Origin of the sequence: Candidatus Nitrosopumilus sp. (assembly GCF_028278985.1) — an archaeon.
In the GTDB taxonomy this organism is placed as follows: Archaea; Thermoproteota; Nitrososphaeria; order Nitrososphaerales; family Nitrosopumilaceae; genus Nitrosopumilus.
This window is the reverse complement of record NZ_JANQTA010000011.1, coordinates 1-18874: the sequence shown is the minus strand read 5'-3', so window position 1 is coordinate 18874 and position 18874 is coordinate 1. Positions and strand designations below refer to the sequence as shown.

Below are 18874 nucleotides of genomic sequence, written 5' to 3'. Positions count from 1 at the left end.
TGTTCTTTCGAACTGACCAATGTTTTCTGCGTTAATTCTAAAGTATGCTTGTAATGGCATGTCAACTTTGACACCAGGTGGAACATAGATGAAAGAACCACCGCTCCATACTGCACTGTTAAGTGCTGCAAATTTGTTGTCCTCAGGAGGAATTACCTTGCCAAAGTATTTCTTGAAAATTTCTGGATGCTCCTTTAGAGCTGAATCAGTATCCAAAAACAACACGCCCTGTTTTTGCAAGTCTTCTCTCAAGCTATGATATACAACTTCGGATTCATATTGTGCACCAACACCTGCAAGGAATTTCTTTTCAGCTTCTGGAATTCCTAATTTGTCAAATGTGTTTTTGACATCTTCAGGAACATCATCCCAGTTCTTTTCTGCTTTGTCAGATGCTTTTGCATAATAGTAAATATTTTGGAAGTCAATACTGCTGAGTTCCCCACCCCAAGTTGGCATTGGTTTTTTCATAAAAATTTCATATGAACGTAATCTAAAATCAAGCATCCATTGTGGTTCTTCTTTCATTTTGCTGATGCCAATTACTGTGTCCTTAGTCAGGCCTTTCTTGCTAAGGTGAACATACATTTCTGTAGAGTCTTTAAAATCATATTTTGAATAATCCATGTTGAGGTTTTCAGTGGACATGAGGCCAAAAGAGTTGTCATACTATTAATACATTTTAACACCTTTCCCACAATTATGGCGGAGTAGTTACAGCTAATCCATTTTGTCATGTCAAACTCATCAAATTTTTTTTGACATTGTTGATTTGTATAACACCAATACCCGTTGTAGTTTTTGTAAAATGTATAATTGAAAGAAAAAATTATGTGGGGAGTGATGAAAGTCATCTTGGCAAAAACAATTTCGCCAATTGCTTCCGAGACGATGTATGCATCTGTTTGTATTGGTTGACATGTTCACATACAAACTTTGTCAACGTTGGCTTTCATCGAAAACGAGAAGTGTGTGTCATGATAATAGGAGTTCCAAGAGAAACAAAAAACAACGAAAACAGGGTGTCGTTAGTTCCGACAGGGGTTGCTGCATTAACACAAAAAGGACACAAGGTAATTGTTGAACATGATGCTGGCATTGGAATTGGATTGGGTGATGATGACTATGCAAATGCAGGGGCGGAAATAGCTTTCAGCATATCAAAAGTTTATGAGAATTCAGACCTAATTCTAAAAGTAAAAGAGCCACTTCCAGACGAATATGATTTGTTACGCGAGGGACAAATCCTTTTCACGTTTCTTCATCTCGCTGCCAACGAAGAATTGACACATATTCTTCTTAAGAAAAAAGTAACTTCGATAGCATATGAAACGGTACGTAACTCTGAGGGAAATTTTCCAATCCTGACTCCCATGAGTACCGTTGCAGGAAGGCTGGCTAGTCAGATTGGCGCAAATTTTCTTCAGATCAATAATGGAGGAAAAGGAATGCTGTTAGGAGGAGTTGTGGGCTCTGAGCCTGCCAGAGTGGTGATTCTAGGTGGGGGAGTCGTTGGAATTAATGCCGCAGAGGTTGCGGTAGGCCTTGGGGCAAATGTAACAATTCTGGAACTTGATCCCAAAAGGATAGATTTTCTCCAAAATCATTTTGGGACCAAGGCCGAAATAATCCAATCAAGCCCACAAAGCATATCTGATGCAATCATTGATTCAGATCTGCTAATTGGCGCTGTTCTGATACCTGGCTCTCGATCCCCAAAATTGGTTTCAAGAAAAATGCTCCACAGCATGAGCAGAAACAGCGTGGTCGTTGATGTTGCCATTGATCAGGGCGGCTTGTTTGAAACAATAAAACCGACAACTCATCAAAACCCGACATACGTGGTTGATGGAGTAATACATTACGGAGTGCCAAACATGCCGGGGATTGTACCGCATACATCAACATATGCATTAACCAAACAGACCCTAAGATATGTAGAAAAAATAGCAGAACTGGGATGGCATAAAGCTGTAGAAAATGATCAGTCTCTTGCAAGTGGACTTTGCACAGCAGATGGAATGATGGTGAACGCATGACTCTGACAAACATGATCAAAATGCAAGATTGGTCTGTTTTTACAGATGTGATTGTTATGAGATACCACATCCGTAAAAAAATAATTGTCAAAAAGACTGGAGGTAGAGTGAATGGAACTTGATGATTTGCGTAGTGTTGTAGTCTATCAAAATTCGATTGATGTCTGGATTGCATTCTGTCAAGAACGTGGATATGACTGGTATGCTGCTGAAAATTACAAAAAATTTATTGCATTTTTGCGAAAACATGAACTGCCTTTGAAAAAGTTTCCTCTGTGTGTCAAAGAAACCGGTGGAATGTTTGAGAGAGGAAAAGACAAGACAAAGTTTGCAGAAATTCTCTCCGAATCAATTGATGAAAATGCAGCTGCATACACAATCAAACTTGATGAAAAAACCACCGCCTTGATTAGATGTTTTGAACTCAGCTGAAAGAGATCATCCTAAAAATGCACTAGCTAACAGTTTGACACCCAACGATAAATTTTGAATTTGAAAGTGCGATTTACGGGAAGAATCTGATATGTGCTCTTTTATGGGGATTTGGAAAATTACCAAATTCATTAATGCACTATTAGTCATATATCATGAGTTCTTTTTCTTCTAGCGTTACATGAAGTGAGTTAACAGCACGATACACGTCTTGTTCCTTCTTGCCCCCAGTACAGACAAGCTTTCCTGATGAAAAAACCAAGAAGACTACTTTTGGATCCAGCATTCTGTGAATTATTCCAGGAAATTGTTCTGGTTCATACATGCTTCTTGCCAGTACTCTTGCCGCTTTTTCCAAATGTATGCTTCCGCCAAGATTTACTGCAGCAACTATGTTCTGTACAGTGACTATGGCGTCATTTTTTATCTTGATTTTGCCCTCTCTGAGGCTGTCTACGACTGTTTTTACTGCCTTTTGAGCCATTGCTTCTGATTTTGAGCCAGTGCATACCATTTTTCCAGTCCGAAACAGCAGTGTTGCAGTCTTTGGTTTTTCCAGTCTGAACACGGCTCCTGGAAACTGCTCTGGACTGTACTCTATTTTTGGAAATTTTTTTTGGATTGTGTCAAGATCCAACTCTTGATTTATTGTAGCTGATGCCACTACGTTTTCGATACTTACCATTGGTTTTGTTTGCGGCATGAATAACCATCTTTGGATGTCTTTGAGTTATTTATTGATTGTTATAATTTCTGTCTTGTGTGGCAACAGCATGATGTTCTAAAAAATAGAAAAGAAATTTTTCTAGAATTCGATTGTTGAACAAGCTGAAATTGTATACTTTTGACTCTGCTGATTACCATGCACGTATTTTGCATTTTTGATTTAGCATGAGTTGTGAAATTTAATTTTTGATCGGAAGATCTATTTTAGCCATTCCTTTCAGATGCATCTGGTATTAATATTAAAACGTACCATATTTCAATATGGCAAGGCGTATTACCGTCGTGATTGATGACTCTACATACAAGAAACTCCGACAACTTCAGGCAAAGATGATCCAGAATTCCAAAAGCAATATGAGTTTCTCAAAACTGATCAACGACCTTTTACGAAAATCACTTTGATAGTAACCCATTTGTTCCTCTAGTTCTGAAGCTGATTATTGTTTGAATAATTAGAGTAATTCTTGCTAATTGTAGACTAGTCTAACTTAAGTGAACAATTGCCTATTTACTAGTATGGCAAGACGGTACAAACCAGTAATTACTTATCGACTAAAGGAAGTGCCAATCAAACAGATCAAGGTTTGGAAAGAGGCTCAGGCAAGAAAACTTGACCGGGAAGGCATTTCTGAACTTGCAAAATCTATCAAAAATGAGGGGCTTTTGAATCCGCCACTTGTACAAAAACAAGACAAAAACACGTATCTTTTGATGTCTGGCCAAAGAAGACTTGCAGCCATGAAAAGATTGGGTGCCAAAAAGATTCCCGTTCATCTCATAACTAGAAAAACAGAGTATGATCTGGAGAATGCAAAGGCTGCCTCCGTAATTGAGAATATCCATAGAAATGACATGAACCACAGGGAGATTGCAGATGCATGCAAATTCCTTGCAGAGCAGATAGGAAAATCTGCCGCTGCAAGATCAATGGGAATGTCACCGATTACGCTGAACAAATATCTGGGATTTGCAGCAGTTCCTGACAAACTAAAGTCCATGGTGCCTCAGAAAGTGTCCAGAGATGAAATGACAAAGATGTATCTTGCAGTATCCGATGTCTCAAAGATAGAAAAGCTTGCAGAAAAAATATCCAAACTTGATTCGTCACTGAGGAAAAAATACATTACCGCACTGTCTCGTTCTCCAAAGTCATCCCATGCAAAATTGCTAAAGCAGGCAAAATCCATGAGGATAAAGCAAAATGTGTCCTGCCGTTTGTCAAAAACTACTGCAAGAAAGCTTACAAGCCTTGCAAACAGGAACGAACTTACTTCTGACGAACAAGCAGCAGAAATAATTTCCAAGTTTCTTAAACGTAAACGTTGATGTCTGATGAATTAAAACCCATCTTGAGATTAACCAGAAAACGAAAACTATGTATTATTTTTAACAAAGAGTAGAGACAGAAATTTAAAAAATTATTTTTTTGAGTAGGATTTACAAAACCAGTTCAAAACTACGGATGTTGTTTTTTTGAAAAAAATTGAGTTGATATTGTAAAGTATGATTGATACGATATGCTTAAAAACAGTCATGGTTGTCTGATACGTATGATTAACCAGATAATTTTCTCAATAATTTTCAGCTCTATGTTGCTATCTATAACTCCTGCAATTGCAGAAGATGCTCTGTTCTCATTTGAGAATCCATCAGTACTTGATACAGTATCAGGCAATTCTGTAAATACTGTTACCATAGGAGGACAATATATGATCAACACAGACATAACGAATCATAAAACAACAGCACAAGATTTCGCATATACTGTTCAAATAACGAATGTTGATGATGGAACTGAGCTTGCAAATGCCATGCTTCAAGGATCATTAGAACCAGGTCAAGAGTTTACTCTGTCATTACCTTGGGAACCTGCATCTTGTGGAAATTTTATTGCAAATTTTGAAATATTTGACAACATCCCAGATGGAAATTCTTTGTCTGTTCCGCTAAGTTTGCCAATAACCATTGAAGGTTGTGAGTCTGAAAATTCTCCTTTGGGCGGTCTGTTTGAAAATATTCAAGAATTCTTTGTAGGATTGTTTTCCTAATTTTTTGAATATTGATAATGTATCTTCGATTGCCTAAATTTTGAATTTGATTAGATCTCTTGTGGGGAATTACACGTTTGATTCAAATCCCTACTGTTATTGAATTCGGTTTGAGTCTAATGGGACTAGTATACTTTTCTGGGTTTGATTTGGACCCATTTTATTCCTAAAAATGGTTCAAGCCTTGCTAGATTTGACTCTGAATTTATGATTTGAGAAAAGGATTTGGTGAGAAACTAGATGAATAAGCAGATGACTCAGTTTCTCACCCCATGGACGTTAGATAATTATGATATGTCCTTTGAGATTAAAACAAAATTGGTACATTTGAAGACAGTACTGGTATAAACAGAAAACGTGACAATCGTATTTTTCATTTCAGATTTGAATCTATGCCTAATTTTTTCAAAAATTCTTCTCTTTTTGGAACTCCTGTAAACACAATTTCATCGTTTTTAATTAATGCAGGAGCCATAAACACAGGAAACTTTTCTAATATTCTGGGATTTTTTGCTACATCAACTAATTCATAATCTATCCTAAATTCATCTAACATTTTTTCAATTTTTTCACATCCGACACAACCTTCTGATGTAATGAGCTGAATTTTCACAGTATCCTACTCTTTGATGAATTGTTTTGGATTTTGTTCAAATGCCATCTTACAAGTAGCACAACAAAAATGATATGTTTTACCTTCAAACTCTGCTGCGTCGTTTTTTTCTGAAACTTCCATATCACAAACTGGATCTTTCATAATTCTATTTCATGTTTCTAATTTTTAACTGTATGTTTGATTTTCAAATTTTAAATTATTTTTATTTTCCAAATTATTTTTTTACGCATTGTTCTAAACTTGTACCATATTTTTTTGTTTAAAAATCATCAAGTGGTTTAAGAGTAATAAAACCAAAGTTAAAGTAGGAAGGCTGAAAAGTTTGAAAAACACAACAATGTCTAAAACTGTCTTAAAAATTGGAGGAATGACCTGTGCTGGCTGTGTGAATATTATTCAAAACAAACTTGCTGGAATAAATGGTGTTGATAAATGTGAAGTGAACTTAGGTTCAGAAAAAGCAATTTTAGAATATGATCCTGAAATCACAGACATTACAAAACTAGAAAATGCAATAAAGAGCACTGGTTACAAAGTTGTTTATGAAAAACTTACTTTGTCAATTGAAGGCTTGTCTGATTCAAGTAATGCACATCAGCTTGAAAAGAAACTCATATCAATTCTTGGAATAAAAAATGCATCTGTAAACTATGGAAATTCTCAAGCCATTATTGAATACAATTCAGCCTTACTATCTCTTGGAGATATAAGAAGAACTATTGAAGATTTGGGTTATCAAATTGTCAGTGAAGATATAGCCTCATCAGCTGAAGAAATTGAAGCCAAAAAAACAAAGAAACTACTTGTTATTGGAACGATATTTAGCATTCCAATAATCTTGTTTGGCCATTTAGGTGCTCATTATCTATCATTGCCCTTGTCAGGAACACCTGAGAGTGTTTACATTTCTTTTGTCTGTGCAACAATTGTCCAATTTTTTGTAGGAAGAAGATTCTATGTGGGAGCATTCAAGATTGCAAAAATGAAATCTGCAAACATGGATACATTGATAGTTTTAGGAACAACTTCGGCCTTTGTCTTTAGCGTATATCATACGTTTCCAACTGTAATGTTTGAGCATATTCATTACACAGCAACTGCCATGGTTATCACATTCATTTTACTTGGGAAATTTCTTGAGAACAAAACCAAAGGAAAAGCTTCATCTACAATTAAGAAACTTCTTGAACTCCAACCAAAAGTTGCAATTGTTAGAAAGGATGGCGTTGAATCAGAAGTACCTGTCGAGTTATTACAACAGGGAGATATTGTCATAGTAAAACCTGGACAAAAAATTCCTGTAGACTCTGTAATTATTGATGGTATGTCAACTGTAGATGAATCAATGGTTACAGGCGAATCTGTTCCTATGACAAAAAAGACCAATGATTCAGTAATTGGTGGAACGGTTAACCAGGAAGGTTCCCTAACTATCAAAGTCTCAAAAACTGGGGGCGAATCGTTTCTATCTCAAGTTGTTTCACTTGTTGAAGATGCTATGGGCAAAAAGCCTGCACTACAACAGATTGTCGATAAGGTTGCTGGACGTTTTGCATTTGCAGTGATGGGTATTGCACTCGTGACTTTCTTTTCATGGATGATTAACGTACCTGGCGAAGTAATGTCTGCACTAATTCCTACTGTTGCAGTACTAGTTGTTGCATGTCCTTGTGCTTTGGGACTAGCTACCCCTACAGCAATAATGGTTGGCATGGCAAAGGCTGCACAAAACGGTGTAATTTTCAAGGGTGGTCCTAGCTTGGAATTGTTATCCAAAATCAACACAGTTGTTTTTGATAAAACAGGAACTCTGACTGAAGGAAAACCAAAAGTTACTGACGTCATAACCGTAAATGAAATTGCAGTTATTGGCGGAAATACATCAAATGAAAATTCTCTTTTAGAGATTGCTGCATCAATAGAAAGAAAATCTGAGCATCCACTTGCACGTTCATTGGTAAACTATGCAAAAGAATCTGGAGTAACAACCAATGATCCTTCTACGTTTGTTTCTGTTCCAGGAAAAGGTGTCAAAGCAAAATACCAAGATCAAAATATTTTGGTTGGCAACCAAACTATGATGGAACATGAAGGAATTATTTTAGACAAAGTTTCTGAACAACTTAGTAATTTGAGAAATCAAGGAAAGACGATCTCACTAGTAGCCATAGAAAAAGAATTGGTGGGACTAATTGGATTTATGGATACTGCAAAACCATCTGCAAAAATTACAATAAAAAATCTGAATGAAAATGGTATTGAGGTTGTAATGCTTACTGGTGATAATGAGCAAACTGCATCAACCATAGCAAAAGACCTTAGAATAAACAGAATTATGGCCAATCTGATGCCTTCAGACAAGGTCGATTCTATCTCTAATCTACAAAAAGAAGGAAAAATAGTTGCCATGGTAGGAGATGGAGTAAATGATGCTCCAGCCTTGTCTCAATCAGATGTTGGCATTGCAATAGGTAGCGGAACTGACATTGCTATTGAGGCAGGAAATGTTGTTTTAGTTCGTGATAACCTAACTGATGTTTTATCTGCAATCGAAATTAGCAAAAAAACTGTTAGCAAGATTAAACAAAATCTAGTATATGCTTTTGTGTATAATACTGCACTAATTCCTGTTGCCGGATTTGGTCTTTTGTATCCTGCATTGGCAGGATTGGCAATGGCTGCAAGTTCTGTTTCTGTAGTATCAAGCTCACTGATGCTTAAACGTTGGAAACCAAAGTTTGAATGAATAAAAATTATGAAAAAGTAAATTTCCTATTTACTTTTTGTTTGCTTCACATTGACAAGAAGCACCACAAGTACAGACACCTGAACTTGCACATTGGCAACTTGCATCAATGCAACCGTCACTTTCTTTTGCGCAACCACATGACATAACATAGTATTGTTTTTCTAGTATTTAACAAGATGTCCTTATTTTCATTATTGTAATTCAATTTTGTTTGGTGTTTATACCAGTACAAAACAATATTTTTTTTCAGATATTAAACTCAGCATGCATACATAATAATCATAAAATCAAACATTACTTGTGAGCGAGATACAAGAAACATCTGTCACAAAAAGAACACTAGTTTTTGTTTTGTTTGGATTGTTTTCCGTAATTTTTGTTGGAATTGTTTTTTCATTTACAATTGAGCTTAGTCCTGAGGCAAGTGAAAATTATTCTTTCTCATCTTGGCTGATTCTTGCATATGCTGCGGGACTCTCAATGATCATTCTTCCATGTACACTTCCATTTGTTTTCATGATTGTTCCAATGACTGTTGATAAAGGATTGAAGAGAGGGCTGTTAACCGCATCTTTGTTTGGTGCAGGACTAATCACTACACTTACACTTTATGGTGGAGGTCTTGCTTATCTTGGTCAAATTACAGGAATCAGTGCTCTTTCTACTTGGTTAATGTTAGCTGCAGGAATTATCACCTATGCATATGGACTACATAGAATTGGTCTTGTAAAAATTCCAACTCCTTCATATTCTGGCACTCCTGGTTTCATGAAAAATCGTGGGGATCTTTCAAAAACGTACCTTATGGGAGTTTTAGTTGGTAATGCTGGAGTAGGATGTACTAACCCTCTATTCTATTTGATGCTATTCTACATCATGGGAACTGCTGATCCTATCACTGGAGCTTCCCTTGGTTTTGTTCACGGAGTTGGAAGGGCTATACCTCTTGTAATGGTTGCAGTTCTTGCAATTCTGGGATTTAATCCAACCAAAGGATTGATTGCAAAAAGAAAGAAAGTTGAATTGGCAAGTGGCTATTTGCTAATCATTATAGGCTCTTTTCTAATCATAAATTCTACTAATGAAGGACAAGCTTGGTACATGAATGCAGTTTTGCATACTGTATGGAATGATATTGTTGATGCAACAGGCATGTCAGAAAACATGAAAATCTTCATGATGCCTGGTGTTGATCATTCTAAAATGGGCCATGCAAGTGTTCCTTCTGATGCATTGATCAAATTAACCTCTCAAGAAGATTGGCGTGTGTATTTTTGGTGGGAGCCTGGTGGAGTAGTTGGTGTTGACAAATCTAATGACTTTAACATGATGTTTCATGAGCCCATAACTAACATCATGCTTGAAAATGTCAAATATGATATGACCGTTTATCTTAACGGAGAACTACTAGATTACAAAAGAGGGCTGTTTACAGAAACAGGCCATGTTGTTCATACAATGACATTTCCTGATAGAGGCTCTGCAAAAGTTTTGATACATAATATTGATGATGAGACAACTCAGGCCTCATTCTCATTCCAAGTTGCACCTGAGGCAAAATCTGTCTACAGAGAAGGAAGCAGTACAAACTTTATGTTCCCACTAGAGATGGTTCCAGTTTTTACTGCATTAATGATTGCAACTCCAATTATTATTTCAAAAATCAGAAACAGGAAACAACAGGACACATCTAAAGTTACTTCAAACTAATCTTGTTGTTGTAAAACAACTCTTGTTCTACTAATCTGTAAATTCAACTATGAGAATCAGACATGAAAAAAATTCTTCCCTTTGATAATCTCGTATTTCCTTTAATAGGAAAATTGCAATTTACCAATTTATGTCAGAAAAATGCAAAGGCTGTGGAAGAAAATTAATTGTTTCAAATATCTCATATTGTTCTGATATGTGTTTGTTCAAGATTGTTTCTGATGCTGAATCATTATCTGAAATCCCAATTCGATTCAAAATTGATTCAGAACCCTGGATTTGATTCTTTTGAAATGCAAAACATGCAATACTCAATTGATAGAATCCAAAACCCCTGGTGGTTTTTCTATGTATCTATGTAAAAACCAATTTTGTGATTTTTATGGCAAACATGTTGAATATGCCCATCAATAACCAAAATGTTAGATCATCTTTTGATTTTACACATAACTGTGTCCATTTTTGACCCCAAAATAATGGCTGAGTCTCTGTGGAGTTGAATCCTTACAACTCAAACCGTTATGAAAACAAATTCAGTCCCTCATGGGGGATTTACTATTTGGTTAAGTATCCTGGCCTAGTCCGGTCGATGTGGAAAATTTCATCTAACATGTATTAGATGAATTATTTACTAATTTTCAGCATAGAACTTGAGCGTATTTTGTATGTCTTTTAGTTCTATATCGCTTTTAGTCAATTCTTGTAGTTTGTCTTTTTGTATGTCATTATAACGAGTCTTTGCGATTCTATTCAAATCTTCATTATCCTGTTCACGATTTGCCCTGAATTTTGACACAATCAAAGTTTCTAGGCTCATGGCATTTACAGTATTTCCTTTATTGTCTACAGATATTGTCTGAGCATTATCAATTATTGTCTGTAATGGAATATCATTTAGATCATGTAAACTGTACATGTCAATTTTGTATCCTCTAGGTGTGTACTTTTTCACTTTTCCATTTTCTTGTATTATTCTATATTGTTTTTCTACTAGATCTTCATTTGATACTTCATTTGCAATTACAAAATCAATATCTTGTGATTGACGAAATTCATTTGTTTGTAAAATTACTGCAACTGCTCCCACAAACGTTACTGATCCTAAATCGTTTGTAATATTAAGCGCTTCACGAATTATGGGTTTCATTTAGTTTCCCTAGGTAAATCATCTTGAACTTTAATTACGGTTTCAATTGGAAATCGTGCTTTTACATTTATTGTATCACTGTATAGTAATTGAATTGCTACTGCATCTAATACACTTCTTCCTCCATTTGCAAGACAATCCAAAAACACTCGTTCTGCTTTGTTATCAAATGATCCTATCTTTGGTAATAATACAACACGTCCTTTTTCCCCTTCACTGAAATTATTTTCTTTTAAGAAAGAAACTCCTTTTTCTACATCATCTACATAGACAAATAGATCACGTGGAAATTGAAATTTGGTCATATTCCATGCTTGATAATCTAATGTAATCATTGCTGATTCAGGTTTATGGTTTAAAACAAAATTAATATCTGAATTATTATAAGAACGTCCAAATCGTCTTGCTTGTTTTAATGACATTAACGACGGAATTAATTTTTTTAATACATTTACTGGTTGAGACACCACTTCTTTTTTGATAGAAAATTTTCCACGATTGTATGTTGCAAGACCTAGTGGAAGTAATGATTTGATTCTTCTGTGAGCCGTTTTTGTTGATTCGTCAATTGTTTTGAGATTCTTTAGAGTATAGACAGGTCTAGGTGGTAATTCCTGAGCAAATAACAATGCAGGTGCTGCCTTTTCTAGAAGCCCTGCTGAATCTTCTATCATCATGTATTATTATAAAATCTTGATCTATATATATAATTTGGACAAAGTTGTCTATTCCAATATATATTGGGTAATGAGGGGGGAGAGGGGGCAGGTATGATATATTATGATTAATGATATCTGCTTGTTTTGTGTAAGATCGTAAAATTTAGGAATCCATAAATTTGAGGATCCTGTAGAAATTGCTACGCAATTTCTACGTGTTTCATTATTCAAATTTATAAAAAAATAATACTTATTTGAATAAATATATTTCATTTATCTTGCCAAAAATAACATTCATTGTCAGCTGATGATTCTCTATTGGCTTAAACTGCACCAATAACAATCAAAAAATGATTATAGTGACAGTTCTGATATGATAATGGATTGTCGTCTAATTCAACCCAGATTGATCCCAAACTATTCTTTGACAAAGGCACAATTCGTATAGAAGATAGTCGTCTATTGAGAATTCCAAATACGAAATACGATGAGCGGGAAAAAATTCTAAGATCTTATGGACTGCATTATGCTGAGATAATTGAATATCTAAGCAAAAGTGATCTGAGCTTTGTTGACAATGTGCCCAACTTCATATCTTCTTCCACACTAAAAATAAGAGATCTAGAATTACGTGATTACCAACAACAGGCCATAGCAAATTGGGAACAATCCTCCATGAGAGGGTGTGTGGTTTTGCCTACTGGCTCTGGTAAAACTGCTATTGGGATTCGGGCAATTGAACTGGTAAATGGTTCTGCACTTGTGGTTGTACCGACAATTGATTTGATGGAGCAATGGGCAAGCAATATTTCAAAATACCTCTTCGTTAATGATTCTCATTCTATTTCTGTTGGGAAACTTGGGGGCGGTGAGGAAAACATTCAATCAATTACTGTGGCAACTTATGATTCTGCATATATTCGCGCACCGATAATAGGAAATCAGTTTAAACTGATAATTTTTGATGAAGTGCATCATCTTCCTGCACCTGGATATCGTTCTATTGCAGAGCAGTTCATTGCCCCATGTAGATTAGGCTTGACTGCAACCATAGAACGAGAAGATGAATTGCATGAATTGATTCCATACCTTACTGGCGGCGTCGTGTTTCGTCTTGGAACACAGCAGCTTTCTGAGCAGAAACATCTGGCAGAGTACACTATTGACAGATTACAGGTATCTCTAACTCCTGATGAGCAAAGCGAATACGAAGCTAGTCAGGCAAAATTCCTAAATAATCTAAGGCAATTGGGATTCAAAACCCCTTCCATGTACAATCTTAAACAATTGATCATGATGTCAAATAAGAATAAAACTGCAAGAGAAGCCATACTTGCGCGAAACAAATCCAACGAAATTGCGCTAAACAGCAAATCAAAGATTGACGAATTGAAAAAAATTCTTGAGCAAAACAGGAATTCCAAAACCATAATTTTTACACAAAATAACAAAATGGTTTATGACTTGTCAAACCAATTTTTAATACCAAATATTACTTACAAGACAACCAAAGAAGAGCGACAATCTGTTCTTGAAAAATTCAAATCTGGCATCTACAATGCTGTCGTAACCTCACGCGTTTTGGATGAAGGGGTAGACGTTCCTGATGCCGAATTAGGCATAATTATGAGCGGGACTGGTAGTGGACGAGAACTCATCCAAAGATTGGGAAGGATTCTAAGACCCAAACAAGATGGCAGGAAGGCAAGATTGGTTGAAATTGTTGCAAAGCACACTAGGGAAACCAACACTAGTGCAAAAAGAATTACTTCCATGAAACGAAATTCTATTTCTGATGGTGACTTCTAATCTTATGAGGCCTAATGGTGATGCTGAAATGAACTACGTGGTTGGGGCCACTATCTGATGCTTCCTTCTGAACTCTTGCGTACTAGAACAAACCGAGGTAAAATTACTCCGTTGTTTTGTACATCTGATTTTGGCAATGGGACTGATTATGAACTTGCTAACAAATTAGTGACTTTTTTCACAAATGCTCAAAAAAGTAAACAAGCAAAAGGAGACCTGCTAGAAAAAATCAAACTTCTTGAATCTGAATATGATTACAAACTGGTGAGAGGTTTTTTTACATTACTGGAACGTCGTTCTATTTTTACACAACTCAATTCCGTATCCACTAATGCAACTCCTATGCTAATTCGACAAAAACTGTTTGAGCAATCATCAAAACAAGGATTAGCTTTGTCTGATTCACGTAGACAAGAGATTATCCAATACGTTGCAACTCAATTACACATATCATCAGATGATGTACAATCCATCATGTGGCGTGACAAAGATGAGAACCTTGTCCTGTCACAGTTTGATGCGATAAATCCCAAAGACTTGATCTTCTGGTATAATCTATCCTTGTTTCAGACTCTGCTTTTCAAATGTACAAAACTAGAGTTTTATGTTAAAGGCGGACTGTATTGGAAACAAGTTTTGCGCAATGTCAAACGTTACGGCTTGATGTATAATTTAGAATATGATTCTGAAGACAATGATTCCATAAGGTGTGTTTTAGACGGCCCCCTCAGTCTCTTTAAGATGACTGATAGGTATGGTGTGTCCATGGCAAAATTATTGCCTTCAATTCTAAGTACTCCTTTTTGGAAGATTGGTGGTTCTATAACGAAAAAAACAGATGACGGACAAAGGTTCTATGCTTTTGAGTTGTCAAGTGAATCCACTGCAAAATATTTGCGCTCCATCATAGAAAACCCCTCACAAAATTCCCAGAATGCTGAATTCGATGATTCTGTATATGATAGTTCAACTGAGGCAATTTTTGCAAAAAAATTCTGTCAGCATTTTGATCAAAATGATAAAGATGGCTGGAAAATATCCAGAGAGCCGGATCCCCTGATTGCAGATGGCAAGGCAATGATTCCTGATTTCCTTTTTGAAAGATATGGACGTAAGATGTACTTTGAAATTGTGGGTTTTTGGACCAAAGAATACCTTGAAAGAAAAACTGCTAAACTGGAAATACTATTTGAAGGTAATCAAAATGATGCACGCAACAAATCCGTGGATTTGTTGATTGCAATAAACTCTGAATTGTCATGCTCTCAAATCGAGTCAATTTCTCAAGACAAAGTGTTCACTTTCAAAAAAGAAGTTCAGCTTAAGCATGTTTTAGAACACTTGAAAAAAATCGATGCTGAAATAACTGAAGAAAAGACCAAAGATGTTAAAATTGATTTAGACCTAACAAATTCTGGTTTGGTTTCTCTTGACCAGATTGCCCAAAAACATGGCATTCCTGTTGCATCGGCATTGAAAGTTATCACCGCTACTTATCCTGACATATTTGTTACAATCAATTCCTATCTGCTCTCAAAAGACAAAATGAATTTAATTCGTAATGCCCTTGATCATATTTCTAAATTTGTTGATGCATGCAGCATCATGAAATCCGATGGCATTCCTGATTCATGTCATGCTGATTTGTTGTCTGAATTAGGGTATGATGTCATTTGGCCTGATTTGGATCCTAACAATGCATCAATATATAAAAAATAATTTACCGTTATCTTATGGGGGAATTACATATTTGATTCAAATCCCTAACTGTTACTGAATTCAGTTTGAATCTAAAGGGGCTAGTATGCTTTTCTGGGTTTATTTTCAATCCATTTTGTGCCTAAAAATCAATGTTTGTAAAACAATGATTAGTCTGTGAACCAAACACTCACCAATAACAGTTCAAACACAATGAAAAAACATTGTTCAAAATTACATGATTTTTGATTTTGATGTAACTATGGTTCAAATTGAAATGAGAGCATTATGTTGATAGGGCATAGACAATGAGTCTCCATTTGATCCTTGACAAAATATGTGTCTAGAACACCAATGAAACTGGGGGAATTCTGTGTTTTGGGAATTAAAATAAAAATTACTTATACCTTTTTTTGTAGGTTATATCTCAAATCTAATTGAGTAAAGACCTTGTTTGAAGAAAATAACTTGATTGAACGAATCATTCAGATAAAAAATTTGAAAGAAAACTGCTTCAAATATCTTGATGAATCTTCTAAAGATTTACTCACACATAAAATCATCTTTTCAATTGCTAAATTGTCTTCTGAAAAAATGGGTCCAGTTAAAATTGCTGAAATATCTAAAGACATCTTTGGTGAGGATGAAAAATCAAAAAAAGACTTGATCAGACTTGGCATAGAGAAATCTCTTTCAAAATGTGGTATGGTTGAAAAATTACAATATGCTACTAATGACGTTCGTTATCTTCTTACTGCATACAGATTTCAAAGGGTCAAAGAGATTGAAAGTTTTAGAGGAGACCGAGTTGAATCTTTTAATACCTTTGAGATTCCAAAATCATCATGGCCAATTCCTGACGAGTTTTACAAGTTATTATCCAAAAAGTTTGGTTATGATGAAGCACTAAAGAAAATTAATGCAGACTTTGATCATGGAGTAATTCCACGAGGAGAATATGAAGATTTGATACGCGAATATTCTCAAAATCTTACTCAAATCCAAAACAAAATTCATTCTAAATTTGAAGGGTTGGAGGATTTGGTGAATTAAGATTGAAAGTTGCAGCTGTCTTGATTGTCTTTTCATTTTTATTGTTTTTTGCATACGATCACTCTTTTGCTCAAACTGATTCTCGAAATACCTTACAAGTTAGTTTCGTCAATAATACTGCAGCGTCATATGTGATTGATTTGGATTCAAATGAAATCTACACTTTGAGCCAAAAATATTCTTGGGTAAGGGACCAGAATAGCAGGTATAATCTAGTTTCATACAGTCTTGATGGCCAAGATTTTTCTTCAATCTCAAGACAATCTAGAGGAAATTTCATTTTAGATGTGCCTACTGATTCATCACGTACAGTTGTTTTTTTGGCCGTTACCCAGTATCCTGTTTCTGTCCTAGGTGTGAATGAATATTCATTTTCACCAAAATCCCCTACTGGTGATAATTGGTTTGATGCAAAATCTGAAATTAAAATTTTAGACATTACCTCCAATAATGATGGATTATTCCCTTATGAAATAGGATATTGGGAAGGTCCAGCAATATCCTCATCTGGAAACTCTGCTGAAATACTAGTTGATGGTCCTATTGAAATCGAAGCAATATGGACGCCAAATTATTCCCCGCTTGCATTTTTGATTGGATTGCCAATTGTAGCAATTGTAGTATTTCTAGTAAAGAGAAGACATAAAATTTCTCAGATGTCCTCTCCACAACCCGATATTCGACACGGTACCTCACAACCTGATACTCAACAATCTGAAATTGATGATTACCGTGAGAAGATTCAAGAGTATTTAAAACAAAAATCCTTCAAAAAATTAGAACTATTCCTAAAATCAAAATCTATCTCTAATGAAAAGTATTTGGGAATTAAAGAAACATTATGGGAAATTTGAATAGAATCAAGCATTCTGCATTAATTTACTCTGGTTCGCTCGAAAGAACCACTCTTTAGGAAGCAAACTAGGTGCTTTCTTTTATTATGTCAGTGCGAATACTGTCTTGTGAAAAACAGAACTATCCCAATATTTGTACTTGCATACGTGCTATTGGCTTCAACTTATAGTGTAGCCCCTGCATTTGCTGATACTCACTTTACAATTCAATCAATTTTAGATGAATCAAAGCTGGGACTAGAAGAAAAACTTACTGCATTTGAGACAAATGGACTAGAAATACCCCCAGATGCTAATACTTTGTATAATGACGGTCTAGTCAAATATCAAGAATCACTTGATTTTCTAGAAAATGGAGACTTTGAAAATGCAAGGGATCCTGGTCTTGATGCATTATCCTTGTTTGAAGATGCCTATGAAGAACTTTTGAAGGCCGAAGAAGAACTTGTTGAAGAACAAGAAAAACATCTTAAAGGACTTTTTGAAATTGCAGAATCCATAGTTGACTTGCAAAATGAAGCTGATGAATTAAGGACTCTCATATTAAATAATGAATTAGACATTAGCTTAGATGATCTTGATGCTGCAATTTTGTTGGCAGAAGAAAAACTCTCTGAGGAAAATACAGCTGAGGCTGAAGAACTAGTCAAATTTGCTGAGGAAATTCTTGATGAGATATTAAATCGAATCGAGTACAAGGCAGAAGAAGAACAAGATGAGCGAGTAAGTAACTTTGTCGAAGATTTGGTAAGTGATCTAGAAGATGTTATAGACACAGCGAATGTGTTAGGCATTGACGATCCTGTTATTGAACAATTACAAGCACTAATTGATGAATTAACAGATTATGACGATATTAATGAAATCTATGAGATTACTGGTGAAAGTAGCGACAATGAAGAAGTTCTATCCACTTCATCTGACTTACTCCCTGACAAGGTAGAACTTGAAGCAGAACTAGTTAATGATGAGGAAGAAGATATTGGAGAAGCCGAATTTGAGCAAAGAAATGACAGAAAGAAACTTTCTGTAGAAATTGAAGATCAAACGCCAGATGAAACATTTGATGTTCTTGTAGGTGGTGAATCTGTAGGTGAAATTACAACAGATGAAGATGGTGAAGGAGAATTGGATCTTGATAGCAGAGATGGAAATGATGTGCCTCTGGTAGCAGATAGTGACATTATTGAGATCAGTGGTGGTAATGGAGTTATTCTTTCAGGAATTTTTTCACTTGATGACGATGATGAGCGAGATGAAGATGACGAAGCAAGAGATGATGACGATGATGAGCGAGATGAAGATGACGAAGCAAGAGATGATGACGATGATGA

The 18874-nt window shown here is 35.6% G+C and carries 18 protein-coding genes and 1 pseudogene; 13 read left to right on the top strand and 6 right to left on the bottom strand.

The features are described from left to right. A pseudogene (locus Q0941_RS03820) lies at window positions 1-648 on the bottom strand (Fe-S cluster assembly protein SufB); the annotation flags it as partial. Window positions 649-977: 329 nt separating this feature from the next. Between Q0941_RS03820 and ald the strand changes: the two are divergent. From ald to Q0941_RS03805, 3 genes are read left to right on the top strand one after another with little or no spacing between them, the layout of a single operon-like run. Next, window positions 978-2039: an alanine dehydrogenase gene (gene ald, locus Q0941_RS03815; RefSeq protein ID WP_299291537.1), complete on the top strand. Its 1062-nt coding sequence runs from the start codon at window positions 978-980 to the stop codon at window positions 2037-2039. Further along, window positions 2036-2161 carry a hypothetical protein gene (locus Q0941_RS03810; RefSeq protein ID WP_299291535.1) on the top strand — a complete coding sequence of 42 codons (126 nt, stop codon included), beginning with the start codon at window positions 2036-2038 and terminating at the stop codon, window positions 2159-2161. The genes ald and Q0941_RS03810 overlap by 4 nt, the downstream gene beginning before the upstream one ends. Beyond that, window positions 2151-2471: a hypothetical protein gene (locus Q0941_RS03805; RefSeq protein WP_299291533.1), complete on the top strand. Its 321-nt coding sequence runs from the start codon at window positions 2151-2153 to the stop codon at window positions 2469-2471. Before Q0941_RS03810 ends, Q0941_RS03805 begins: the two co-directional genes overlap by 11 nt. A gap of 142 nt (window positions 2472-2613) precedes the next feature. Here Q0941_RS03805 and Q0941_RS03800 read toward each other — a convergent pair whose 3' ends face one another. Next, the gene (locus Q0941_RS03800) at window positions 2614-3174 is read right to left on the bottom strand and encodes a TATA-box-binding protein (protein ID WP_299291531.1); all 561 of its coding nucleotides are present in this window, start codon (window positions 3172-3174) and stop codon (window positions 2614-2616) included. Between the two features lie 539 nt (window positions 3175-3713). Here Q0941_RS03800 and Q0941_RS03795 point away from each other — a divergent pair. After that, a complete protein-coding gene (locus Q0941_RS03795) occupies window positions 3714-4523 on the top strand; it encodes a ParB/RepB/Spo0J family partition protein (protein ID WP_299291529.1) in 810 nt (269 codons plus the stop codon). Between the two features lie 224 nt (window positions 4524-4747). Beyond that, entirely contained in the window at window positions 4748-5245 is a 498-nt protein-coding gene (locus Q0941_RS03790; RefSeq protein WP_299291528.1) for a hypothetical protein, read from the top strand. 373 nt (window positions 5246-5618) lie between these two features. Here Q0941_RS03790 and Q0941_RS03785 read toward each other — a convergent pair whose 3' ends face one another. Both Q0941_RS03785 and Q0941_RS03780 read right to left on the bottom strand, forming a co-directional pair. Then, window positions 5619-5858 (bottom strand): thioredoxin family protein, encoded by a 240-nt coding sequence (locus Q0941_RS03785; protein WP_299291527.1) that lies wholly within the window; start codon window positions 5856-5858, stop codon window positions 5619-5621. 6 nt (window positions 5859-5864) lie between these two features. Beyond that, the gene (locus Q0941_RS03780; protein ID WP_299291525.1) at window positions 5865-6002 is read right to left on the bottom strand and encodes a YHS domain-containing protein; all 138 of its coding nucleotides are present in this window, start codon (window positions 6000-6002) and stop codon (window positions 5865-5867) included. 181 nt (window positions 6003-6183) lie between these two features. Here Q0941_RS03780 and Q0941_RS03775 point away from each other — a divergent pair, with 181 nt between their 5' ends. The 3 genes from Q0941_RS03775 (at window position 6184) to Q0941_RS03765 (ending at window position 10603) form a co-directional block, all read left to right on the top strand. Beyond that, window positions 6184-8607, top strand: a complete 2424-nt coding sequence (locus Q0941_RS03775) for a heavy metal translocating P-type ATPase (protein WP_299291523.1) — start codon at window positions 6184-6186, stop codon at window positions 8605-8607. Window positions 8608-8910: 303 nt separating this feature from the next. After that, entirely contained in the window at window positions 8911-10320 is a 1410-nt protein-coding gene (locus tag Q0941_RS03770; RefSeq protein ID WP_299291520.1) for a cytochrome c biogenesis CcdA family protein, read from the top strand. A 130-nt stretch (window positions 10321-10450) separates the two neighbouring features. Then, on the top strand, window positions 10451-10603 hold the full coding sequence (locus Q0941_RS03765; protein WP_299291518.1) for a hypothetical protein: 153 nt from the start codon (window positions 10451-10453) through the stop codon (window positions 10601-10603). Window positions 10604-10951: 348 nt separating this feature from the next. On the opposite strand, the gene Q0941_RS03760 is transcribed toward Q0941_RS03765, so the two are convergent. Together Q0941_RS03760 and Q0941_RS03755 are read right to left on the bottom strand one after the other, a co-directional pair. After that, a complete protein-coding gene (locus tag Q0941_RS03760) occupies window positions 10952-11467 on the bottom strand; it encodes a nucleotidyltransferase (RefSeq protein ID WP_299291516.1) in 516 nt (171 codons plus the stop codon). Beyond that, a complete protein-coding gene (locus tag Q0941_RS03755; protein ID WP_299291514.1) occupies window positions 11464-12144 on the bottom strand; it encodes a hypothetical protein in 681 nt (226 codons plus the stop codon). Before Q0941_RS03755 ends, Q0941_RS03760 begins: the two co-directional genes overlap by 4 nt. A gap of 366 nt (window positions 12145-12510) precedes the next feature. On the opposite strand from Q0941_RS03755, the gene Q0941_RS03750 reads away from it, so the two are divergent. The 5 genes from Q0941_RS03750 to Q0941_RS03730 form a co-directional block, all read left to right on the top strand. Next, the gene (locus Q0941_RS03750; RefSeq protein WP_299291512.1) at window positions 12511-13935 is read left to right on the top strand and encodes a DEAD/DEAH box helicase family protein; all 1425 of its coding nucleotides are present in this window, start codon (window positions 12511-12513) and stop codon (window positions 13933-13935) included. Between the two features lie 57 nt (window positions 13936-13992). After that, the gene (locus Q0941_RS03745) at window positions 13993-15654 is read left to right on the top strand and encodes a DUF790 family protein (RefSeq protein WP_299291510.1); all 1662 of its coding nucleotides are present in this window, start codon (window positions 13993-13995) and stop codon (window positions 15652-15654) included. A gap of 429 nt (window positions 15655-16083) precedes the next feature. Beyond that, entirely contained in the window at window positions 16084-16686 is a 603-nt protein-coding gene (locus Q0941_RS03740; protein WP_299291508.1) for a hypothetical protein, read from the top strand. A 2-nt stretch (window positions 16687-16688) separates the two neighbouring features. Beyond that, the gene (locus Q0941_RS03735) at window positions 16689-17540 is read left to right on the top strand and encodes a hypothetical protein (protein ID WP_299291506.1); all 852 of its coding nucleotides are present in this window, start codon (window positions 16689-16691) and stop codon (window positions 17538-17540) included. 108 nt (window positions 17541-17648) lie between these two features. Next, window positions 17649-18874: hypothetical protein (locus Q0941_RS03730; protein WP_299291504.1), on the top strand; the 1226-nt coding region annotated here is incomplete at its 3' end.